Source organism: Bacillus sp. MUM 116 (assembly GCF_001866655.1).
In the GTDB taxonomy this organism is placed as follows: domain Bacteria; phylum Bacillota; class Bacilli; order Bacillales; family Cytobacillaceae; genus Neobacillus.
This window is the reverse complement of sequence record NZ_MLYR01000083.1, coordinates 21855-43526: the sequence shown is the minus strand read 5'-3', so window position 1 is coordinate 43526 and position 21672 is coordinate 21855. Positions and strand designations below refer to the sequence as shown.

At 36.9% G+C, this 21672-nt stretch carries 20 protein-coding genes and 1 tRNA gene; 13 read left to right on the top strand and 8 right to left on the bottom strand.

Annotated features, from left to right (window positions below; translation table 11 throughout):
- The first annotated feature begins 4 nt into the window (after window positions 1-4).
- On the top strand, window positions 5-262 hold the full coding sequence (locus tag BIV60_RS18960; protein WP_256218468.1) for a tRNA-binding protein: 258 nt from the start codon (window positions 5-7) through the stop codon (window positions 260-262).
- Window positions 263-862: 600 nt separating this feature from the next.
- Here the strand turns inward: BIV60_RS18960 and BIV60_RS18955 are convergent.
- Complete coding sequence (locus BIV60_RS18955) at window positions 863-1060, bottom strand: hypothetical protein (RefSeq protein ID WP_071357268.1); 198 nt, start codon at window positions 1058-1060, stop codon at window positions 863-865.
- Between the two features lie 366 nt (window positions 1061-1426).
- Window positions 1427-2740, bottom strand: a complete 1314-nt coding sequence (locus BIV60_RS18950) for an HAD family hydrolase (RefSeq protein WP_071357267.1) — start codon at window positions 2738-2740, stop codon at window positions 1427-1429.
- Window positions 2741-3271: 531 nt separating this feature from the next.
- Between BIV60_RS18950 and BIV60_RS30545 the strand changes: the two genes are divergently transcribed.
- The gene (locus BIV60_RS30545; RefSeq protein WP_256218467.1) at window positions 3272-3604 is read left to right on the top strand and encodes a hypothetical protein; all 333 of its coding nucleotides are present in this window, start codon (window positions 3272-3274) and stop codon (window positions 3602-3604) included.
- A 72-nt stretch (window positions 3605-3676) separates the two neighbouring features.
- Complete coding sequence (locus BIV60_RS30540) at window positions 3677-3841, top strand: hypothetical protein (protein WP_256218466.1); 165 nt, start codon at window positions 3677-3679, stop codon at window positions 3839-3841.
- A gap of 551 nt (window positions 3842-4392) precedes the next feature.
- On the opposite strand, the gene BIV60_RS18940 is transcribed toward BIV60_RS30540, so the two are convergent.
- Complete coding sequence (locus tag BIV60_RS18940; RefSeq protein WP_071357266.1) at window positions 4393-4833, bottom strand: SRPBCC family protein; 441 nt, start codon at window positions 4831-4833, stop codon at window positions 4393-4395.
- A 633-nt stretch (window positions 4834-5466) separates the two neighbouring features.
- Between BIV60_RS18940 and BIV60_RS29230 the strand changes: the two genes are divergently transcribed.
- Window positions 5467-5625, top strand: a complete 159-nt coding sequence (locus BIV60_RS29230; protein ID WP_141770494.1) for a spore germination protein — start codon at window positions 5467-5469, stop codon at window positions 5623-5625.
- Between the two features lie 380 nt (window positions 5626-6005).
- On the opposite strand, the gene BIV60_RS18935 is transcribed toward BIV60_RS29230, so the two are convergent.
- Window positions 6006-6079 (bottom strand) — tRNA-Arg (locus tag BIV60_RS18935).
- Between the two features lie 198 nt (window positions 6080-6277).
- Window positions 6278-7024 (bottom strand): YwaF family protein, encoded by a 747-nt coding sequence (locus BIV60_RS18930; RefSeq protein WP_256218465.1) that lies wholly within the window; start codon window positions 7022-7024, stop codon window positions 6278-6280.
- Window positions 7025-7310: 286 nt separating this feature from the next.
- Between BIV60_RS18930 and mutS the strand changes: the two genes are divergently transcribed.
- The 7 genes from mutS (at window position 7311) to BIV60_RS18895 (ending at window position 15370) form a co-directional block, all read left to right on the top strand.
- Entirely contained in the window at window positions 7311-9959 is a 2649-nt protein-coding gene (gene mutS, locus BIV60_RS18925; protein ID WP_071357265.1) for a DNA mismatch repair protein MutS, read from the top strand.
- A 12-nt stretch (window positions 9960-9971) separates the two neighbouring features.
- Window positions 9972-11876, top strand: a complete 1905-nt coding sequence (gene mutL, locus BIV60_RS18920; protein ID WP_071357264.1) for a DNA mismatch repair endonuclease MutL — start codon at window positions 9972-9974, stop codon at window positions 11874-11876.
- 181 nt (window positions 11877-12057) lie between these two features.
- On the top strand, window positions 12058-12945 hold the full coding sequence (locus tag BIV60_RS18915; protein WP_071357263.1) for a DMT family transporter: 888 nt from the start codon (window positions 12058-12060) through the stop codon (window positions 12943-12945).
- Between the two features lie 198 nt (window positions 12946-13143).
- Window positions 13144-14157 carry a LysM peptidoglycan-binding domain-containing protein gene (locus BIV60_RS18910; protein ID WP_083402324.1) on the top strand — a complete coding sequence of 338 codons (1014 nt, stop codon included), beginning with the start codon at window positions 13144-13146 and terminating at the stop codon, window positions 14155-14157.
- A gap of 100 nt (window positions 14158-14257) precedes the next feature.
- Window positions 14258-14440, top strand: a complete 183-nt coding sequence (locus BIV60_RS18905; protein ID WP_071357262.1) for a hypothetical protein — start codon at window positions 14258-14260, stop codon at window positions 14438-14440.
- A gap of 105 nt (window positions 14441-14545) precedes the next feature.
- The gene (locus BIV60_RS18900) at window positions 14546-14899 is read left to right on the top strand and encodes a DUF2500 domain-containing protein (protein WP_256218464.1); all 354 of its coding nucleotides are present in this window, start codon (window positions 14546-14548) and stop codon (window positions 14897-14899) included.
- A 183-nt stretch (window positions 14900-15082) separates the two neighbouring features.
- Window positions 15083-15370: a hypothetical protein gene (locus BIV60_RS18895; RefSeq protein ID WP_071357260.1), complete on the top strand. Its 288-nt coding sequence runs from the start codon at window positions 15083-15085 to the stop codon at window positions 15368-15370.
- A 364-nt stretch (window positions 15371-15734) separates the two neighbouring features.
- Here BIV60_RS18895 and BIV60_RS18890 read toward each other — a convergent pair whose 3' ends face one another.
- The 3 genes from BIV60_RS18890 to BIV60_RS18880 all read right to left on the bottom strand — a co-directional run bounded on the left by BIV60_RS18890 (window position 15735) and on the right by BIV60_RS18880 (window position 20002).
- Window positions 15735-17858 (bottom strand): glycoside hydrolase family 3 protein, encoded by a 2124-nt coding sequence (locus tag BIV60_RS18890; protein ID WP_071357259.1) that lies wholly within the window; start codon window positions 17856-17858, stop codon window positions 15735-15737.
- Window positions 17859-18128: 270 nt separating this feature from the next.
- Window positions 18129-19358 carry a helix-turn-helix transcriptional regulator gene (locus tag BIV60_RS18885; protein ID WP_256218469.1) on the bottom strand — a complete coding sequence of 410 codons (1230 nt, stop codon included), beginning with the start codon at window positions 19356-19358 and terminating at the stop codon, window positions 18129-18131.
- A gap of 8 nt (window positions 19359-19366) precedes the next feature.
- Entirely contained in the window at window positions 19367-20002 is a 636-nt protein-coding gene (locus BIV60_RS18880) for a pentapeptide repeat-containing protein (protein ID WP_071357257.1), read from the bottom strand.
- Window positions 20003-20163: 161 nt separating this feature from the next.
- Here BIV60_RS18880 and BIV60_RS18875 point away from each other — a divergent pair, with 161 nt between their 5' ends.
- Both BIV60_RS18875 and BIV60_RS18870 read left to right on the top strand, forming a co-directional pair.
- Entirely contained in the window at window positions 20164-20649 is a 486-nt protein-coding gene (locus BIV60_RS18875; RefSeq protein ID WP_371261564.1) for a DUF456 domain-containing protein, read from the top strand.
- 232 nt (window positions 20650-20881) lie between these two features.
- Window positions 20882-21544, top strand: coding sequence for an HAD family hydrolase (locus BIV60_RS18870; RefSeq protein ID WP_371261562.1), 663 nt, complete (start codon window positions 20882-20884; stop codon window positions 21542-21544).
- Window positions 21545-21672 lie beyond the last annotated feature (128 nt).

Genomic DNA, 21672 nt, shown 5'->3' with positions numbered 1-21672 from the left:
TGCTGTGGAGGCCTCGCCGCTTTCTTTTTTGCTAATTGACTTTGGTGAAGAAATAGGGATTAAACAAAGTAGTGTTCAAATAACAGATTGTTATGGTTTAGATGAACTAGTTGGTAAGCAAGTATTAGGAGTAGTCAATTTTCTTCCTATGAAAGTTGCTGATTATAGTTCAGAGGTTTTGGTGATGGGGGTTTATTCAGAACAAGGTGTTGTTCTTATAGAACCTCAGCAAAAAGTAAAAAAAGGTGACCGTTTAGGATAATACCAAAGAACACAAATGGTACAATTCATTTGTGTTTTTTTTCTATTCTTCCACTAACCTGCCACTTTAGCACAATAAGAAAAAGCTGCCTCAACAACAGCTCAGCTCTTCAACTCTTGCACCCTATAGTTTAAGTACATTTTTTCACAAACTTTTCTTTGTTACAGGAATGCTGCCCGTTAGCTTAATAAATTTTTTGGAAACTGCTTAAGATTAATTTTACTTTCATTTAGCTTTTCCTTTTGAATTCTATTATTTCAACAATAATGATTAAAACACAAGCTAGCAATAAAACTGTTCCAATTATTATTGAATTGATACGATGGGTAGTTTGAAAAAATAATTTATAAACACCTGCACTTAAACCAAAAAGAAATAAAATTATATTCCTTAAAACGTCAGACCTCTCTTCTAAAAAAAGATTTTATTTTCCCCATTTTAACACCTTAACCTAACCACTTTGTTGAGTAAATAATAGCATATTATCTTTCACTAAACGGCCAGTTACTTCAATAAAAAATTCCTTACTCCGTTGTTGAAGTAAAACACCCGTTACTTCAATAAGCCCAGTTCCTTTTTTGCAAGTTTAATTGCATTCTGTTATGTATCAGTTATTGTCGTAGTTTGGGTAATTTCTTGCCAAAACTCTTCCCAAATATCGCCCTCTTCATCAATACACTCAGGAAAGTATTTAAAAAAATTGATTTCAAAAATCTTTCCTCTTTTTAAGATAACAGCCTTGTGATTTTGGCTATCTGAAAACAATTCTTTAACAATTTCCATCGTGACTAAATTCATTTTTCAACTTCAGAGATCTTATCCTTCTCACTATAAAAATACCCCTTTAGATAACCATATCTAAAGGGGGAAAACTGTGCATTTTTTTCAAAACAGTTCATCTTATTTTTTTCTTACTGTCTACTTTACTTGGTTATTGTCCAGCCTTTGATGGCTTCTTTTTTATTTAATTGCCCTTTTGCCTTCCTAATCATTGGTTTTTAAGCACTTGTTTCCACTAAAACGCTAAATGGGAAAAGGGTGTATGATTTACACTGATTTTGTTTATGTTTTAGCAACTTGAATGTATAAAAGCGAGTCTAAGATGTCATCTTTAATCTTTATTTTTTCTCTGAGTTTGACTGAATTACCTGGGACTAACTCTTTTTATGGATTCGCTAACAATTTTTCTCCATTTGACCCAAGCTTGATGGTGTATTCAGTCGGTATCCATAAACCTGTATTCTCATTTCTTCCTTGGAGAACATATTTCGGGTTGTTTTTGCCCATCCGTTCTGCAGCTGTTTTCGCAAGCTTGCCGATATCACCTGTTTTGAGGCGGTTGATGATTAAACCGAGTTTCAAACTCTTAACTGTCAGCATTTCATAATCTGTACTGCTGTCTCCCGCTGCGAATATTGGACCGTTTCCGCCCCGCTTTTTGGAGATGGCTTGTTCGATCACTTCCACCTTGCCTTCTCGAGCAGTGATCGGCCAATTGTCATCATATTCTGCTTGAATAATTCCGTCTTTCTTTTTTAATCTCATCCCAAAGACATTTTCCTTTGGAAGGTTGTAGCCGTATTTGGGATTTGACGAAAATACCTCCACCACCTCTTCCATCGAAGCCGAAATAACATAAACATCAATCCCATTTTCCATAAAAGTATGCATTAGGTTTGCGATTTCCGAGGCCAAACGCAGTCCTGTAGTATAGGTAACTTGAACAGTACCGGCTTTCCCTGACATGGACTCAGGACTTTTAAGCGCCACCGATGCAATTTCCGCCCCCAAATTATAATCATTTGAAGCCTCTGCAAGCTGCTGGACTTCTTCGGTCGACATGTTGGCAAATAAATAAAGCACCCATGGATATCCGATTTCAAAACCGTATGTTTCCCCAATGGCTTCATACAGGAAGTACATTTTCGCTTTAAAATCTATAAATTGATCAGTTGAATGAAGCGTTTCTAGCTGTTCTTTCCCATTCATCCCTTCATAGTTAGAATAAAGATATTCGTAATCGCGCTTCAAATCCTCGGCAATTTCCCCGAGAGTGACTGCAGCTCCTTGAAGGTTTTTGAGCTCGTGTGAAAAGGGTCCATTCGGCACATTCTTTTTGATCACTTCATAAAACTCTTCCGGTTTCATGTTAAATGCCAAGTGATCAATTTGATAAAGAAAGAGGGCCTCCTCCGTATCATTCATAATGCTCGTATGATCCCAATCAAAAACAACATAAGGTTTTCGATTGGGATCGTATCCTGGACTTCCGGCACCCTTCTTATCAATTAAGTTTTGAACAGCCTTATAGGTATCAGGAGCCCATTTCCCTTTATCCAACACTTGAATAAAATGGCCCTCTCTTTTTTGTGAAGTCGAAACTGCTTTTCCGCTTGCAGACGCTCCTATGGAAGCAGACAAAAGCAAGCAAATAACGATCATGCCAAACAAAGCTTTTAATTTGGTTCTATGATTCATATTATCCCCCCTAAAAAATGCAAAAGACGCCTGCCCAATAGCCGTTATTAGCTATTGAAACAGGCGCCATTGCCGATTGATTCTTTTATGCATCAAAATTATCATAAATTTCCAAAATAGTCAAATATTTATTTACATCTCTTTTCTTAACAGTTGTAGTGGCAATACTCTCCCAGAATAATGCCAGAGCCCAAAAGCAAGTCCCAAAAAATCAAATCAAGAAGGTTACACTCCTGCTTTTTTTATTTTATTATAAGGGTATTTTGAGATTTTGAGATAATTTCTTATTCAATTAACCTGCCCCGATAGTTTAAGTACAAAATTTCACAATCTTTCTTGGGGAAAAAGAAAAAAGGCGACCTTCTTCTTGAAGTATCGCACCCGTTACTTCAAGAAGGAATTAATCAGAAACAGAAACTCTACCGATGCTTTTTTATTTGAAATAAATGAATAGCCATTATTTAAAAGGTACAAGCATCTTTTTAGAATCAGAATAGACTAATTATGATTTTGGAAGAAGGAGGTGAAACAATGAAAGAACCATGGTTCAATCATTCTAGTATTAGTGAACAGAAATTCAGATTAAGTAATGCCATGCGTTTAGTTTGGGAACAACACGTGTACTGGACAAGAATGACAATCAATAGCATTGCCTTTGATTTACCTGATGTAGACGCTGTTACCGCACGTCTACTCCGAAACGCCACAGATATGGGCAATTTACTAAAGCCTTTCTATGGAAATAGAATAGCATCAGAGTATAGCAATTTAATAAGGGAACACCTGTTAATTGCAGCGGAAATTGTAAAAGCCGCAAAAGCAGGAAATCAAAAGGCTGTCGTGGATGCAGAGAGAAGATGGTAAGCAAATGGAAAAGAAATTGCCAAATTTCTAAGCAGAATAAACCCGTATATATCAAGAGATGAATTCCAAGAAATGTTTTTCGAACATCTGGCACTTACTACACAGGAAGCATTATTTATACTTCAAGGCAATTTTCAATCAAGTATTGCTGTGTTTGATAAAATTGAAGCAGAAGCTTTACAAATGGCAGACACCATAACGAATGCCATTGTGAAACAATTCCCCAGAAAGTTTTAATTATAAGAGTTACTGTAGCACCATAAGATAATTTATGGCACTAATTTCAGTGCCTTTTTTATGTAGTTTTGTGATTTTAAATTTCACTAACCTGCCCAGTTATTTCAACAAGAAAAAGGGGCTGCCGCAGCAACCCGATTATTTCACAAAAGCACCCCTATAATGGAATAACTAAAATATGATGAGTATTTTTAAAAAAAATTAAATCTACTTTCACTAAATCTCCCGTTAATTTAAATAAATTGTGTTACAAATGTATTTTAGGACTAGTAATATTTACAAATAAGAAACTAATATAAATTTGCTTGGTCAATAAATATCAAAACTATAAGTCCAATATTTAACATAGAAATCGAAAAGCCTCCGACTAGAAAACCTTTTCATGACTTCGTTTTATTTTTTCTATAATGATTAATGGGAGCAGTAAAACACTTGATAAAAACTAATAAAGACACTGCTAATTATAAAATTCCCAGAATTCTTTATCATTACATTGGTTATATCAGATTGTTAACATCTTTACTTATGAAGCGATTTTCAATCTTTGACAACTATGAGAATACTGCAATTTTACGTGCGATAGATTCTGTTAAACGAGATGCTACTTTGGGAACAGCCCACTTAATAATTGGTGTTAACACCGCACCCGATAATCCGCCTGCATGGACTTCCACCCTACAAGTCATTATTGTTTTACCATTAACATCTTCTGAAATAAAGTGACCGCTTCCTGTAAAATTATCTGATAAACCTTTTAGTTCAAACTTAATATTTGAAGGTTCAATCCATTCGGTAATATCTACCTGGGCTTGTATAGTTTTTTTAATACCTTTCACACTACCTTCAAATGTCCAAATAGATTGCTTGTCATTTATGATTTCATGTTCTTTATAGGCTGGTACTGTCGTTGCCCATTTTTCAAGATCACTGACATAATCCCAAACTGCTTGTACATCTACTGGAATTTCTACTGTATGTGTTCCCGTTGCCATTATGATTCCCACTTTCCCTACGTATGAATTGTAAATTTATATTTCTACAAAATATAATTATTACATAAAAGACATAAACTTACATCACTAATTATACATAGCTTTCCTTCTTCTAATAATCTTATTATTTGAAGAACTGAAATTTACCAATCCTCCACGATCTGGCCGGATTGTGGAAAAAAGCTAATGATGATTGTTCAACTCCACCTTTAGCCAACCATGAATCAGAGATTCACCACAGAAAATGCCAGAAAATTACGTTCCCACATGGTAGCTCACTAAGAAAAAACGCTGCCGAAACAACGTTTTGTTCAACTCTTGCACCCAGTTGTTGAAGAAGATAGGGTCTTTCACTAGTTTATAAAAATAGGGAACACAAAGCCAATTGTTGGAAATAACTAAAATGATAAAACCAATTTTCCCCTTGTGAATAGGAATCTCTTAAACGAGATACCGAGTAATGAAAGTGGGTAAAAAATGGCGGCAGCCGTGCACGAACATTTCTTGGTATTTGGGGTAGTACCGTATGCCCATCATGCCAAGCCCTATCAGGACGCGAATGATCATATCTTATGAACAGGCATACCAGCTTGCACATATAATGATCTAAGAGTAACTTTAGGGGGGATAAACTTGGCTATTAAAAAGGATGGTGTCATTATCGGTACCGTTTCAGGCGGGATAGTCAACTTCGATGGGACAGCTATTATTGCACCAATATCTAAATCGAATACAATTAATGGAGCTGGAGCAAACAACTCGGGGTTCATAGTTATAACTAATTCAAGATAAAGTTAGGGAAGGATTTAAAACGTGAATACCATACCAGGTTTGTAAATAACAAAAAAGACAAGCTTTTTCTTGCCATGCCTGCCAGTATTACTAACTTAAGGATGATCGATATATCTTATTCATGTCTTTAGATATGGTGCCTATATAGGCACCATATTTTCCTCGGATAATTCAAAATCAGTAATGGTAAAAATAAAAAAATGTTTATATCAATAGCATTAGTTACTTCTACATTTTCAGCATATTTAAATACAGATATATCTATATCCTTTGATTCAGTTTCCTCCTTTAAATTTGATCTAACGTATAATTTTGCACGGGTATATAATAAAAAATCCCACAAACACTGTTACGTCAATGTTTTGCGGGATTTTAATGTACGTCCCGGAGAGGATTCGAACCTCCGACCTACAGTTTAGGAAACTGTTGCTCTATCCTGCTGAGCTACCGGGACAAGGAAAAATTTAATTATTTTGTTTAACACTCACAACTAGTAGATGTTATCCCGTCCTGACCTCAGAATGCTTACTCAAGAAGCAGCTCGGTCAGTACGCTTGAAGCATATTCATTGAAGTCAATTCATTCGTGCTGAACTACCGGGACACTTATTTTTTTGGAACGTCTTTTATTATAATAAATTGGATAAAAAAGGTCAATAAAAAGTTCTTTTATTTACATGATGCTGGACAGCATGTGAAGTTTTGGCGCCCTTTTCCCTGAAGATTAGCCATACAAGTAAACTTAGAATAATTAGCAATCCTTCCATTGATAAGATATACCAAGGATAGGGACCGAGGATATTTAATAAACTGGCGGTGGCGGGTTTATGACTTAAAAACATGTAATTGCCGTCAACCAATCTATTGATCATCGTTATGAATGGCATCAGTACATTTAGAAACACAAAGAGTTTGACCACAGACCAGATAGTAGGCCGGTACCCGTGTACCCAGGTGAAATACAATGGCACCCAAATAATCATTAGATGGGTATAGAAAAAATGAAAAAAGCGAAAATGCGGAAAATCATAATGCAATATAGGTGTTATGAGTGCCTGAGTTGCTCCAAGTAATGCTGTGAATAGTAAAATTTCATAGATTACCTTTTTACGAGTAAGTAGCAGTAATATGCATAAGATTAGACTGATGTTACAAAGCTCCAAAGGAAGGGCGGAGCTGGTTTCCCAAATTCTATTTATGAGCATCCAGAAATGGTAGGTAAGTTCAAAGAACATTAGTGAAAACGCAGCTCCAACTTCTGCTTTTCTCCACTTTATTTTGTTTCGAAAAAGATATATACATGCTGCGCCAAGAATCAGAATCACGATGATTGCAAAATGGCTTACTGAATACATTTCAAAGACATATTCCTTATTGCCCCTTTCAAACCAATCAGGCACAAAATCACCCCGATTCTAATCCATTTATTAATTTTATTTATATGCATGAGGGTTAATTTCGAAGACTAGGTTTAAATTTTGGTATTAGGCCATAGAATTTGTAAATCCCAGCAAACCTTTTTTTATTTTATCTAAGGACCATGATTTTGCATATACAATCCGCCGAATACGTATAACTAACCCCCGAAATCCCAATCTGGTTAATTTCAACAACTGCCCCCGCTTCCCAAATATGTTATAATAGTTTGTCGAAGATACTCGAAATGATAAAAACTTGGAGGTCATTATGGCAGCTGGATATACGCCGATGATACAACAATATTTAGCAGTGAAGGCAGATTATCAAGATGCCTTTTTATTTTTTCGCTTAGGCGACTTTTATGAAATGTTCTTCGAGGATGCAATTAAAGCATCGCAAGAATTAGAGATTACGTTAACGAGCCGGGAAGGCGGGACGGAAGACCGGATTCCTATGTGCGGCGTTCCGTACCATTCTGCGGCCAACTATATTGAACAATTAATTGGCAAGGGCTATAAAGTAGCCATTTGTGAACAAACCGAAGACCCGAAGCAAGCAAAAGGGGTTGTCCGCCGCGAAGTGGTGCAGCTCATCACTCCTGGGACCGTGATGGAGGGCAAAGGTTTAACGGATAAAGAAAACAACTATATTGCTTCGATTACCGCTTTTGATGATAAAACCTATGGTTTTGCCTACAACGACATCTCAACTGGTGAAAGCCGGGTTACGTTATTAACGAATAACTTTGAAGAAGTATTGAATGAAATTGCTGTACTAGGTGCAAAAGAAGTAGTGGTGTCGAGCGAGTTTGACGGAGAGCTTCAAAAGAAGATGCGTGAACGGGATGTTTTGGCGATCTCTTTTGAAGATAATAGTTCAATAGAAATGAACTTTGCCGGACTGATCGAGGATTTAAATCAGGATAAATTAAAGCAAACGGCAGCGAGGCTTTTTAATTATTTATACCGCTCGCAAAAGCGGAGCCTCGACCATCTTCAATCTGTGACAACCTATCAAATTCATCAATATATGAAAATTGATTACTATTCGAAACGGAACCTTGAATTAACCGAAACGATTCGTTCAAAAGGGAAAAAAGGTTCGCTTTTATGGCTTTTAGATGGAACAATGACCGCAATGGGCGGCCGGATGCTGAAACACTGGATTGACCGGCCTTTAATCAACAGAGAGGAAATTGAGCACCGACATACCCTCGTTGATGTTTTGATGAATCACTATTTTGATCGCCAGGAACTTCGTGAAAAAATGAAAGAAGTATATGACCTAGAACGGTTAGCTGGCCGTGTTGCATTTGGAAATGTAAATGCTAGGGATTTAGTGCAATTAAAACGTTCACTTTTGCAGGTACCATTTTTAAAACAAATCCTTCAAAACATGCAAAATGAAGAAATGACTCAAATTGCTGAATCGCTTGACCCGTGCGAAGAAGTGACCGATTTATTAGAGCAGGCAATTGTAGAAAATCCGCCGCTTTCATTAAAAGAAGGAAACATCATCCGCGATGGGTATAACGAGCAATTGGACCAATACCGGGATGCGAGCCGCAACGGGAAGACGTGGATTGCCCAGCTGGAAAGGGAAGAACGTGAAAAGACGGGCATTAAATCATTGAAGGTCGGCTATAACCGTGTCTTTGGTTATTATATTGAAGTAACCAGGGCGAACCTGCATCTTTTACAAGAGGGGCAGTACGAACGGAAACAAACATTAACAAATGCGGAACGCTTTATTACACCGGAATTAAAGGAGAAAGAAGCGTTAATTTTACAAGCAGAAGAAAAATGCGGTGAGCTTGAATATGAGCTTTTTACCGAAATTCGTGAAATCGTAAAAGAGCAAATCCCTAGACTGCAAGCATTGGCAAAAGCGGTTAGTGAGCTTGATGTTCTTCAATGTTTTGCACAGGTGAGTGAAGAACGCCGCTATGTGAGGCCGAAGTTTTCAGAGGAGCGCCGTGTTGTCATTAAAGATGGGCGCCACCCGGTTGTCGAAAAAGTTCTCAACTCACAGGAATATGTTCCGAACGACTGCTTAATGGATGCAGACAGAGAGGTACTCTTGATTACAGGGCCAAATATGTCCGGTAAAAGTACGTACATGCGCCAGATTGCATTAACGGCTATCTTAGCGCAAATCGGCTGTTATGTACCGGCAGCGGAAGCGGTTCTGCCGATTTTTGATCAAGTCTTTACCCGCATCGGGGCGGCAGACGATTTAATTTCCGGGCAGAGTACATTTATGGTCGAAATGCTTGAAGCAAGAAATGCGATTGTTAATGCGACACAAAACAGTTTAATCTTATTCGATGAGATTGGTCGCGGAACTTCAACTTACGATGGTATGGCGTTGGCACAGGCAATCATTGAATACATTCATACCCGTATAGGGGCAAAAACACTGTTTTCAACCCATTATCATGAATTAACGGTATTGGAAGAAGAGCTTTCGAAACTGAAGAATATCCACGTTAGTGCGATTGAGCATAATGGTAAGGTAGTGTTTCTTCATAAAATTAAGGAAGGCCCTGCGGATAAAAGTTATGGAATTCATGTTGCCCAGCTAGCGGAATTACCGCCTGAATTGATTGAACGGGCGAATGAGATTTTGACGGCGTTAGAACAGCCTGATATTCAGGTAATTCCAATCAAAACGGAAACCCCTGTCAAACAGGAAACACAGGCACAACCACAACCACAACCAGTAACAGTACCAGAACCAGTTGTTGAGCAGCCAGCTCAGCTATCCTTCTTCGATGAACCTGCTGAGTCGAAAAAGCCAGAAATTTCGTCAAAAGAAAAACGAGTTTTAGATAAAATAAAGGAACTTGATTTATTAGATGTAACACCACTTCAAGCGATTAATTTGTTGTATGAACTCCATAAAAAGTTGAAATAGGGGGTGTAACGAATGGGTAAGATCATTCAATTGGATGACACCCTGTCCAATAAAATAGCCGCTGGGGAAGTAGTCGAACGACCTGCATCCGTTGTAAAAGAGCTGGTCGAAAATGCAATCGATGCAGGAAGTACTGTGATTGAAATCGAGGTCGAAGAAGCGGGTCTTGCAAAAATTCGTATTACGGATAATGGCTACGGAATTGAAGAAGACGATGTATTAATCGCCTTTCAGCGCCATGCTACAAGTAAGATTAAGAATGAAAATGATCTTTTCCGCATCCGGACACTCGGGTTCCGCGGTGAGGCCCTGCCAAGTATCGCATCTGTTTCGAGACTGGAGATGAAAACCTCAACTGGGGAAGGTGCCGGAAACCGGGTCGTAATTGAAGGTGGAAAGGTCGAAGTCTTTGAAAAAGCTTCAAGCCGCCGCGGTACCGATATCACGATTACTGATTTATTTTTCAACACACCAGCCCGCTTGAAATATATGAAAACGATCCATACCGAGCTTGGAAACATAACGGACGTGGTGAATCGATTAGCACTTTCGCATCCAGAGGTGGCCTTTCGCTTAAATCATAATGAACGGAAATTGCTGCAAACGACTGGAAACGGTGATGTCAGGCAAGTTTTGGCGTCAATATATGGAATAGGGATTGCCAAACAGCTTGTGCCAATCTCTGGTTCTTCCCTTGACTATAAGATTAGCGGGTTTTCTTCCATGCCGGAAGTAACGCGTGCATCGCGAAACTATATTTCCACGATGATTAATGGGCGGTTTATCAAAAACTATCCATTGGCGAAAGCGATTCAAGAAGGCTATCATACTCTGCTTCCGATAGGCCGCTTTCCGATTGTTCTTATAAACATCGAGATGGATCCGATCTTAGTGGATGTAAACGTGCATCCATCGAAAATGGAGGTCCGAATTAGTAAGGAAGCGGAATTAAATGAACTGGTGACATCGATCATCAAAGAGACGTTTAAATCGAAAATTTTGATTCCGTCGGCCTACACGGTTGCAAAAAAAGAAATGCCAAAGTCAGAGCAGACTTCATTGGTTCTTGATGAAGGTACGAGTGATAGACCTGTTTCCAAAGTAATTGAGCCGCAACCGATTCCGACTCCAGTGGTTCAGGAAACACGGCCGCGGCTGGAGCCATCATTTTTTACTACACCAATTCAAAAAGAACCGGAAAAATGGGATTTTCCTAAATCATTTACAGAGTTTCATGAAGAACCTGAAGAACGTGAAGAGCCAGTAGAGCAGGAGCTGGAAGAGGATTCCTTCTACGAACCGCCAGTCGTTGAGGCGGAAGAACAAAATGAAAGCCGCGTACCACGGATGTATCCAATCGGGCAAATGCACGGCACCTATATTTTTGCCCAAAATGAAAGAGGCTTATATATCATTGATCAGCACGCGGCACAAGAGCGGCTGAAGTATGAATTTTTCCGTGAAAAGGTTGGACAGGTTGCATCTGAGTTGCAGGAAATGCTGGTTCCAATAACTTTTGAATATTCGACGGATGACTTTTTGAAAATTAATGAAAATATCCATGAACTTGAGAATGTCGGTGTTTTTCTTGAGGAGTTTGGATTGAACAGTTTTATCGTCCGCTCCCATCCGCAATGGCTCCCTAAAGGCGAAGAAAAAGAAATCATTGAAGAAATGATTGAACAGCTGCTTTCAATGAAAAGGGTCGATATTAAAAAGCTGCGTGAAGAAGCGGCAATCATGATGAGCTGTAAGGCATCGATTAAAGCGAATCGTCATTTGCGCAATGATGAAATTCAAGCATTACTTGATGATTTGAGGAAAGCATCGGACCCGTTTACCTGTCCTCATGGTCGGCCGATTATTGTGCACTATTCCTCGTATGAAATGGAGAAAATGTTTAAACGGGTGATGTAATAAGAGCCAGGCGAATATGCCTGGCTCTTTAAATATTTTGGGGAGAAAATTTAAACCAGGTAGTTTAATGTAAAGTAAATATCGAATATAATAAAAATTAGGCAAAAAAAGAATTTACTTTGGATATCGGGGTTCGATTTGAGCACGGAATATATACTACATAGATTGTCGAGGAAAGAGAATGAAAACACAACTAAGAGCGGATTTAATGCTTCTATTGATTACATTTTTTTGGGGATCATCGATCTTACTTACAAAAATCGGCCTCCAATATATGCAAGAATATAATTTAATCGCATTACGCTTTATTATTGCCTTTCTAATATCAGGGATTGTATTCTTTAAGCATTTATTAAAAATGAATGTTCGAACTTTAAAATATGCTTTTATATTAGCATGTATTTTGTTTTTCGTTTATGTTTTTGCGACGTTCGGTACCAAGTACACATCTATTTCGAATGCCGGGTTCTTAATGAGCCTTGCAGTCATTTTCATTCCAATTATATCCATAATATTTTTAAAACAAAGGCCTGAAAAAAAAGTTATATCGTCCATCGCTTTGGCTTTAGTAGGTATAGGATTATTAACATTAAATAACCAATTTAAAATCGGTTATGGGGATGTATTATGTATCCTATGTGCTCTATTTTACGCGGTTCATATCATCGTTACTGGAACCATCGCAAGGAATGTCGATTCCATTTCGCTGGGAGTATTACAGCTTGGTTTTGTCGGTTTATTTAGTACGATTTTCTCCTTTTTTATGGAAACACCTAAATTGCCTGACAATGCGGAATCATGGTTTACAACTTTAGTCTTAAGTATCTTTTGTACGGGAATTGCTTTCATCGTTCAAATTATTGCACAGCAGTACACTACACCAACCCATACAGGATTAATTTTTACATTAGAACCTGTTTTTTCTGCTGGATTTGCCTTCATTTTCGTAGGGGAAACTTTGACAAATAAAGGTTACCTTGGTGCTACACTATTATTATTAAGTGTGCTAATCGCTGAATTAGACTTTAAAAGTCTTTTAAAATTAAATTATAAGAAAAACATAGAATAGTTATTTTTGAGTTATGAAAATAATAATAGCAATAAACATATATGCGATTGCTCTATAAAGGGCAATCGTTTTTTTGTGAAAAGAAGTAGCTAATTCTTAAAAAAACCTTGTATCTCGAATAAATTTATTGCAATTTTACAAAATATAAAGGCTTAGGAAAAATTGTCTTTTCCTATACCATTGTGAAAGGAGTTAATAATGAAAAAACTATTTGTGGTCTTATTTAGTTTGATTTTTCTTATGTTCATGAATTTATCTCCTGCTTATGCAATAAATAACCCGAGAAATATATATGAGGTGAAATCAGGGGATTATTTATGGAAAATCGCCAGTACATATGGGACCACTGCAGAAGAACTCAAACTCATTAATGGGATACAAACTTCTGACTCCATTTATGTTGGTCAGAAATTAAGAGTCCCAATTATGTACGAAGTGGTTTCAGGAGACGCGCTGTGGAAGATTGCACAAGCATTTAATTCCACCGTCCAGTTAATAAAATCTATAAATGGACTTAAATCGGACATGATTTATCTCGGGCAAAAAATAAAGATTCCTCCTAAAAGACTCGACATGGAGGGACAATATGTACTTATGACAAGAGACGAATTTAGGGATTGGATGTTTAACCATATTTTCACTCGGAAAATAGGTGAAATCCAAGTACATCACACCTATCAACCTGCGTATCAGCAATTCAATGGGTCGAATCATTTTGCATTATTGAAGGGTATGGAGGATTATCATGTTAATGGCATGGGATGGAGTAATATCAGTCAACAATTAACCACATTTCCAGATGGAAAAGTAGCTGTTTGCAGGCCATTTAATACCCCTCCAGAAGGTTCCTTCGGGTTGCTAAATAAATCTGCAATGCATGAAATTGAAAAAGATGCCTTAGCAATTGAAAACGTTGGAAACTTTGATGTTGGGAATAATCAAATGACCGCTGAACAAAGAGAAACGATTATTACCGTTAATGCCCTGCTTATGTTGAAATTCGGCTTAACTCCATCGATTGACAGTATCACCTACCATCACTGGTGGGATGTGAATACTGGCGAAAGAGTACTGGACGACAGTAAAGGACATGCTATAAAATCTTGTCCAGGAACGGGATTTTTTGGTGGTAATTCCACAACAAGTGCGGAAAAAAATTTTTATCCGTTAGTAGTTCAAAAAATGAAAGAAATTTCAGCCTCTATGCAATAAGATTGTTGTCAAACTACAGATGCGATACTTCATGAGAGGTATCGCTTTTCTTTTGTCACTTCTCTCTCACACGCCCATAAACTAACAATGGGTGATGACTGTGTTACAGCGGAATCAAATATATATTCACGAGAATGATGGGGCCGATTATTGCTTTATTTTCTTTACTTTAACGAACGGAACGGACATTGAAATTACTCAATTTCGTAAAGTGGGCAATGAAAAATGGGAACAGGTGAAAATGAACCCTGAAGAGGAATGTACAGAGAAGAGCGGCCGATAAAAAGTTCAATTAAAATTGCAGAAATAAGATGATGCATTTAATACCTATAATGTTAAAATATAGAAAAAGATATTTTTGGAGGTTTGTATGTTTGAGGGGGATTTTATGTTTGAATTTGCTCCTATTTTTATCGGGGCGGTATTTGTAATCATTATAACAATTATTTTGTTTACCATTATTAAAGGTATTTCACAGTGGAATAAGAATAACCACTCCCCGAGATTAAATGTAAACGCCCGGGTGGTGACCAAGAGAACGGCGGTACATGGCGGTGGAGAAACTAGGGCTCATAGTGATTATTTCGTAACGTTCGAAGTGGAAAGTGGAGACCGAATGGAATTAGAGGTAAAGGATACAGATTACGGAATGCTTGTCGAAGGGGATAATGGGGAATTATCGTTTCAGGGAACAAGGTATCATGGGTTTATTCGCTCTACTAAAGACAAAGGAGTGCTGTAAGGACAAAGCTGCCTTTTTGGTGGCTTTTCTTTTTGAGCAAGAAGTTATACTATACAGTAATGGAAAAAGGAGGGGGTTTGGAGATAGTTCAATGAGGAAGCACAAAATGATGATAAGAAGGATAATTGATTTATCAATTTTATTTGAATCGTTATACATAATTTCTAATTTGGAGAGTAGTCAATGAAAACATTTTTAAATAAAATATTTGAAAGAAGGATTAAAGTTTTTGTTATTATTCAGATAATCTTTTTAATCCCGATAATTATTATTAGCATTTTTACTTTTACATCCAAATCCGTAAATTTCTTTTATAATGGTATGCTTCAAATTATTCTTGCGGGGTTTTGGTTTTTAATGGGAATCGAAAATATTCTCCTTAAAAAGAGAGGATTTTCAATTGTCAGCTTTGTTTTAGCGGTAATGTTTGTATTAATTGCAATACAAAGTTTCAATTTATTAATGAAATAGAGTAAAAGAAGGGGACTTCGGTAGGCTCAATTTCAAATGATATGGTGAGATTATTTCAATCAAAAAGGGATTTCCTAGCGTATTGTAGGGAATAAGATATAATTCAACTAAACCGACCCGATGTTTTCTTGAATACCAAGTTTTGCTTGAAACTTCAAAAAAATAATGGAAAGAAAAGCGGAAAATGCCTGAATTCATTTTAAACAACAGAGATGATTTCACAAAATAAAAACCATCAATTTTTAATCAAAATGATGAGGCTTTTAAAAGGTTATTTAAAATAAAAAAGCGTTAACCCCTAAATAATCAGAGGTTAACGCTTTTTTATTTTAAGTAAGTTGTTGGGTAACGAACTTAACTGATATTAAAATGTTAACCCATGACCAAGTTTATAGATATTGCCATCGCTATCCTTATATGCATATGTGAGTCCTTCAGGCATGTATTTGTCCTTATCATAGCCTGGTACATCATTTCGAGACACACAATCGCCGTTTTCATCAACGGCAATGACTGCTTCACTAGCAGGCAATGTCAACGGTAAAACACCTACTGGGCGGAAATTACCTGCCATAACCTCAAACTGTGCTTTATAGAAGGTATCGTACCCAGCAATTAAAACATCTGCCAGAGGTTCGACATTTCCAAGGATCCACGGAAGAACGACATTAACACTCATAATGACTTTTCCACCACGAATATGGAGACTGTCCGAAACTTTCTTTAGATGATCCATATTGCTCAAAGTAGTTTCTTCGTACGGTGAACCGTCCAACGCAGTTAATGTCTTATTCTCGCATAGTTCTAGTTCTAAAAGTCCTGGTGTCGCATTAAAATATGCTCCAGATTTTGGACTTAATAACAAGATCGCTATGTCGGCTTCCTCATAGTTATCAGTCAAAGTAAACTGTCCTAGCTCTTGGCATTCCTTCCTTGCTTGCTCTGTGTAAGTGGCTGCCCGTTCCGGTTCCTTGTGGAAAGCTTCCACATAAACCTTTTTATCTTCAAGCTTTTCAGTGGTCAAAGGTAATGTTTGATTACTATTTTTAAGAACGGTAACCGACTTTTTATGAGCTTCATAAGCAGCTTCCCAATGGGCTGGGGTACTTACCACTGCCGTAGCATTTTCTGGTGACACATAGGTACGATCATCAAATAACCCTAAAGTAAACATTTCTGTAAGGAGTCGTACATTTGCTTCATCAATTCGTTTTTCACTAATCCATCCATTTTGGATTGCTAGTTTAAGGTTTTCAATATCATTTGTATCAGCAACAAGGTCTGTACCTGCATTGACGGCTTTAGCAAAACGTTCAGCCTCAGTTTTATCTTCAACGCCCCAGCTCATTTTATTCGTGACACCGCTGTCGCTATTGATATAGCCTTTGAATCCTAGTTTTCCTCTAAGGATATGCTGTAAGAAATAATGATTAAAGGTAAATCCAACCTCTTCGAACGGAATATCCTGGCCTTCAAATTCTTGAACCACACTCTTTTTGATACTTGGTATAGAATAATAAGGCATAATCGAAGAAGTGCCATGGTCTACCGCTGTCTGGAATGGAGGCAAGTGATATTTTTCTAAGCTTCCTGGAGTTGGATATAAGTTCCATTTTCCCTCTGCATAATGAGGGTCAAAGCCATTTTCCCTTGCACCACCGCCAGGGAAATGCTTCGTTGTCATGGCAATACTATGATTCCCAACTGTTTTCCCTTGAAATCCGTCAATGATTCGGCCTATTGCACTAGCATTAAATTCCGGATCTTCACCAAATGTGCCATACGTCCGCTGCCATCTAGGATCTGTGGCGGTATCAGCCATATACATATAACCCTTTCGGATTCCAGTAGCATCCCACTCATCATGTGCTATTTCGGCAAATTGGCTAATAAGCGATGCATCACCTCCATTTTTTATATCGCCTTTAGCTGCAGCAGCAAGTCCCAAAGTTCCTGGCCAAGTAGAAAAAATCCCTACTGCATCATTCATACCAAAGATGGATTCTCCATTTTCGTTTCTTGAATTTGATGTGATTAAACAAGGAATACCAAGACGTGTTCCTTCACAAACTTCATTCATTTTATTTATCCACTCTGCCATTTCAGCCGGGCCCCAATTGTCTCGCAGAATGAAGTGACGCAAATGCATGTTTTCAATGGTATGCGTGGTTCCATGGATTTTTGAAACGGCAAATATAGATTCACCCTTTTCAACAATCCCTTCATCTAGTACACCATCATGACTGGTCTTACTCTTATCCTTTTGAGTAAGTCCCATCTGTCGTGTATTAATCAGCATCATCCCGACTTTTTCATCGAGATTCATCAAAGAGACAAGGTTCTCTGCACGTTCTCTTGGGCTCAAACGCCAATCTTTATAAGGATCTAATTTCCCGCTATTATTCAAATCTTTAAATTTTAAGCCATCCACTTCAATGATGTTCTTGACTCTGACTTCTAAATTGGGTTGTTTATAGTTACCTTCCAATTTAAATACCTCCTGTAATACTTTTTAGCTCGATCCACTCATGATAACTACCCTTCTCTGAATGTGTTATCCCAGGTGGCTAATCATTTATTCAACCCGTCTTTAGGGAATCGACTGGTACAAAGTATAAAATCATCTTAGCTTTTTGAGTCCGTTTTAACATCCATTATTGTTGACTTTTATATAAAAATGCACTCAAATGATTAATATTTTTAAAAAAGAATTTTGATTTAAAGGTATTGAAAAAAATATAAAAAAGAGGCCATGTGTTTAATCATGCGCCTCTATTTGTAACTGATTGCTGTTTTTATATTCAGTAGCTGTCATTCTTGTTATTTCTTTAAAAACTTTACAAAAATAATTATAGCTGCTGAAACCTACTTGAATACCAATATCTGTAATAGATAATCGACCCTGTTCGATAAGGAAAATGGCCTCTTCGATACGCTTTTTATGTATATAATCAATTACACTTATATTCATTTCATTTTTAAACTTTTTTGTGAGATAGGTTCGATTAAATCCAATTTCATCTGCTACAGATTGCACATTTATTGGTTCTTTAAAGTAGAGATTTATATGCATTAAAGCTTTCCTTACGACCGAACTATACCCTTTAACTGTAAGATTCCTAACTGCATAACAATATTCTTCAATCATGCTAAAATCAATCGCATTTAAATCGGACATTGACACTGCTGCCTCAATCTTAAAGGCAAATTTTTCTGAAATTGAATGTAAATATTCAGGTTCAACGCCTCCCTTAGCTGCAGCGATCCTAAACATTGTATTACTGGAAAAGGTAATATTTTTTCTTGCACGCAGTGGATTCCCCGGCACTCTATAGGAAAAATCACCCGTAAATTCTAGAAATGCTTTCCGGGCATTTTCTTGATCACCAGTTTCGATAAAATGTAAAAATTTCTTTTCTGCCTCATACCTAAGTTTCACCTGCAAACTATCCCAATAATAATCCTGTTGTTGTAAATTTTGCTGATCATGATTACTTTGGTTTTTTGTCGTAATGATTTGGGAGTCGACATGTGGGTTAACGAGTATATTCACTAACAAATTTCCGATTGCCAAATATGATTGTCCTAAATAGGGGAGTGATTTATAAAACTTCTCAAACGGGTGGAACCAATTATTCTCAAGATGATTGTTCCTCATTACCTTCCACAAAAATGAGTCAGTGACCCGCTCATTCAAGAAAGGTCCAACCAAAACCATTCCATGAAACTGTTCTTTCTCGTACAATGGCATTGCAAAATGGGATAGTTGGAACGAATCTGTATGATAACAAAAACTATTTATATTTGCTTTTTCTAATGCTTTTTTAAGATCCCAATAGATTTTCTTTCGTGCTTCAACGAGAATTAAGGGGTCACCATCATCAGATATGTGCAAAATCGTTTCAAATTGAAGATCAACCGCTTGTACATTAATATTAAATGCATTTTTAATTAGCCAACATTTACTTTGCAGTTCATCCACATTCATCACCCAACCTAATCCTTGATAATCAACCCCATTAATGCCGCAAATTGAATTGCTTGAGAGGAGGATACTTTACAGCCTTTTAAATCATTCATTGACACAGTAAGTGTATTAAAATGAGAAGTACTGATATCGATTCCTTTTAGAGGTGTTTGATCGAAGTTTGTATCGTCCAGATTACATATTTGAAATTCAATATTTTTGAGTTTACAGTCAAAAAAATCTGTTCCTTTCAATGAAGAATCTTGAAAAATTACTTTTTCCAGCTTGGATTCTCCGAAAGTTGTCAGGTTTAAAACGGAATTTTCAAACCGTACATTTCCAAAACGAGAGTCTGTAAAATCCACACCTAATAATTTACTATTTTTAAAGACGACCCGGTGAATGGAAGAATTACTCAAATTTGCGTTAGACAGATCGCAGTTCTCAAAGCATACATCTGTTATATCGATATTTTGAAAATCGGTGTGATTAAATCTGCTATTCTTAATCACCATATTTGATAATCGTACCCTAACAACTACTTCATTTTCGAAAATGGAGTCAATGATTTGACACATTTCCAGTTCTGGGTCTTCCTCATAAAAAATATCGTGGAAATTCCTTGTTGGTAAGTCATTTAAAATTTTCGGTAAATCAATTTTCATTTTTAATGCCTCGCTTATTAAAAAATAGGGTTAGCTTTAATTGTAGTTAATAATTTCGGTCTTTACAAAGAGAATGAGATACAAATTTGAGCTAATAATCGGGATAGTGGTAAGATTTGTTAAGGGTACGTTTGTAAATAAGGCAGTGGAGGTGAACTGGTATCCTGACCATTATATTTTGGGTTATTATCATTGTCGTTTTTATCTTTAGTTTTGTTGGGCTCGTTTATCCGATTATCCCTTCGGTTTTGTTAATTTGGGGCGGCGTTATGCTCTATCAATTTGGAATTAATTCACATGAACTTTCCTGGGTTTCCTGGACAATGCTTATCCTCCTGACTATTTTGTTATTTTTAGCGGATTATTTAGCGAATCTTCACTTCGTAGACAAAGCAGGAGGATCCAAATGGGGGATGAGAGCGGCAACTATTGGGTTAATTGTTGGGAGTTTTGTCATTCCGCCCTTTGGAGTGATTATTGTCCCTTTTGTATTGGTTTTAATCACAGAGCTGGTACAAAAGAAAACGCTCCAGGACTCATTAAAAGTGGCCGTTGCTACATTGATTGCTTTTTTAAGCGGAACATTTGCAAAAGCGGTCATTCAGCTCATCATGATTGTTGTTTTTGTGTTAGATGTTATTTTTTAAGAGAAAATTCCTTTGGAATGTTTTCAAAGAAATTTTCCCTTTACTGTTTATAGAAAGAATTATTTCCCTATTTTGGGGAGAAAATAAGTTTATCTATATGGTCAAATATGAAGTAAGTGGGTATGATCTTAATTATTATTTCCGTTATCGTGTTTAATTCCGTGGCTTAATCGGACAGGACTGACAGAAGATTTGTATAATAAATGGAAAAGCAGGTAAGGGAGATGGTTTAATGATTAAAGGGATTATTTTTGATTTTGATGGTTTGATAGTTGATACAGAGTCCTTTTGGTTCGAGGCATTAAAAGAGGTTTTGTTCGAAACACATCATGTGGAACTGGAATTATCAAAGTATTCCAGCTGTATTGGTACAGGGAGTGATGTTTTATTTAGATATCTTAAAGAGTTAGTTGGAGAAGGTTTAGATTGTGGCCTTATTAAACAACATGCTCTTGAAAAATATAACGAAAAAATGAAACAACCTTCTCTTAGAGAAGGGGTCATCGAATATCTAGAGGATGCTAAAAAAATTAATTTGAAAATCGGTTTGGCATCATGTTCTTCAAGAGAGTGGGTCGCCCGGCATATAAAACCATTAAATATCATTGAGTATTTTGATGTGATAAATACCAGAAACGAAGTAAAAAAAGTGAAGCCGGACCCAGAAATATATATAAAAACTCTAACCGATTGTAATTTAATATCATCTGAAGCTGTTGCCTTCGAGGATTCGTTAAATGGATTGCAGGCTGCAAAAGAGGCCGATATCCGCTGTGTCATTGTTCCGAATGATGTAACAAGACATTTATCTTTCGAAACCCATGATTATATGTTGGAATCAATGAGTAAGGAACCGCTAAGCGGAGTTATTAAAAAAATATGTATGAATGGGTAGAAGATGCTTTATAGTCCAAGAAATGGACAATAAATTGTGGGAATTGGAAAATAAAATGTCCCTAGTGGAAAATACCCATAGAATCCGGAAAATATTTTTTAAACTGGAAAATAAAAAAGAGGCAGAAC

What these genes read in the sequence shown, in the direction of transcription:
- BIV60_RS18950 (WP_071357267.1), bottom strand. Translation starts at nt 2,740, where the DNA reads ATGAATCATAGAACCAAATTAAAAGCTTTGTTTGGCATGATCGTTATT.
- BIV60_RS30545 (WP_256218467.1), top strand. Translation starts at nt 3,272, where the DNA reads ATGAAAGAACCATGGTTCAATCATTCTAGTATTAGTGAACAGAAATTC.
- BIV60_RS18915 (WP_071357263.1), top strand. Translation starts at nt 12,058, where the DNA reads ATGAAAACACAACTAAGAGCGGATTTAATGCTTCTATTGATTACATTT.
- BIV60_RS18895 (WP_071357260.1), top strand. Translation starts at nt 15,083, where the DNA reads ATGAAAACATTTTTAAATAAAATATTTGAAAGAAGGATTAAAGTTTTT.
- BIV60_RS30540 (WP_256218466.1), top strand. Translation starts at nt 3,677, where the DNA reads ATGTTTTTCGAACATCTGGCACTTACTACACAGGAAGCATTATTTATA.
- BIV60_RS18955 (WP_071357268.1), bottom strand. Translation starts at nt 1,060, where the DNA reads ATGAATTTAGTCACGATGGAAATTGTTAAAGAATTGTTTTCAGATAGC.
- BIV60_RS18880 (WP_071357257.1), bottom strand. Translation starts at nt 20,002, where the DNA reads ATGAAAATTGATTTACCGAAAATTTTAAATGACTTACCAACAAGGAAT.
- BIV60_RS18870 (WP_371261562.1), top strand. Translation starts at nt 20,882, where the DNA reads ATGATTAAAGGGATTATTTTTGATTTTGATGGTTTGATAGTTGATACA.
- BIV60_RS18900 (WP_256218464.1), top strand. Translation starts at nt 14,546, where the DNA reads ATGTTTGAATTTGCTCCTATTTTTATCGGGGCGGTATTTGTAATCATT.
- mutL (WP_071357264.1), top strand. Translation starts at nt 9,972, where the DNA reads ATGGGTAAGATCATTCAATTGGATGACACCCTGTCCAATAAAATAGCC.
- BIV60_RS18885 (WP_256218469.1), bottom strand. Translation starts at nt 19,358, where the DNA reads ATGAATGTGGATGAACTGCAAAGTAAATGTTGGCTAATTAAAAATGCA.
- BIV60_RS18940 (WP_071357266.1), bottom strand. Translation starts at nt 4,833, where the DNA reads ATGGCAACGGGAACACATACAGTAGAAATTCCAGTAGATGTACAAGCA.
- mutS (WP_071357265.1), top strand. Translation starts at nt 7,311, where the DNA reads ATGGCAGCTGGATATACGCCGATGATACAACAATATTTAGCAGTGAAG.
- BIV60_RS18910 (WP_083402324.1), top strand. Translation starts at nt 13,144, where the DNA reads ATGAAAAAACTATTTGTGGTCTTATTTAGTTTGATTTTTCTTATGTTC.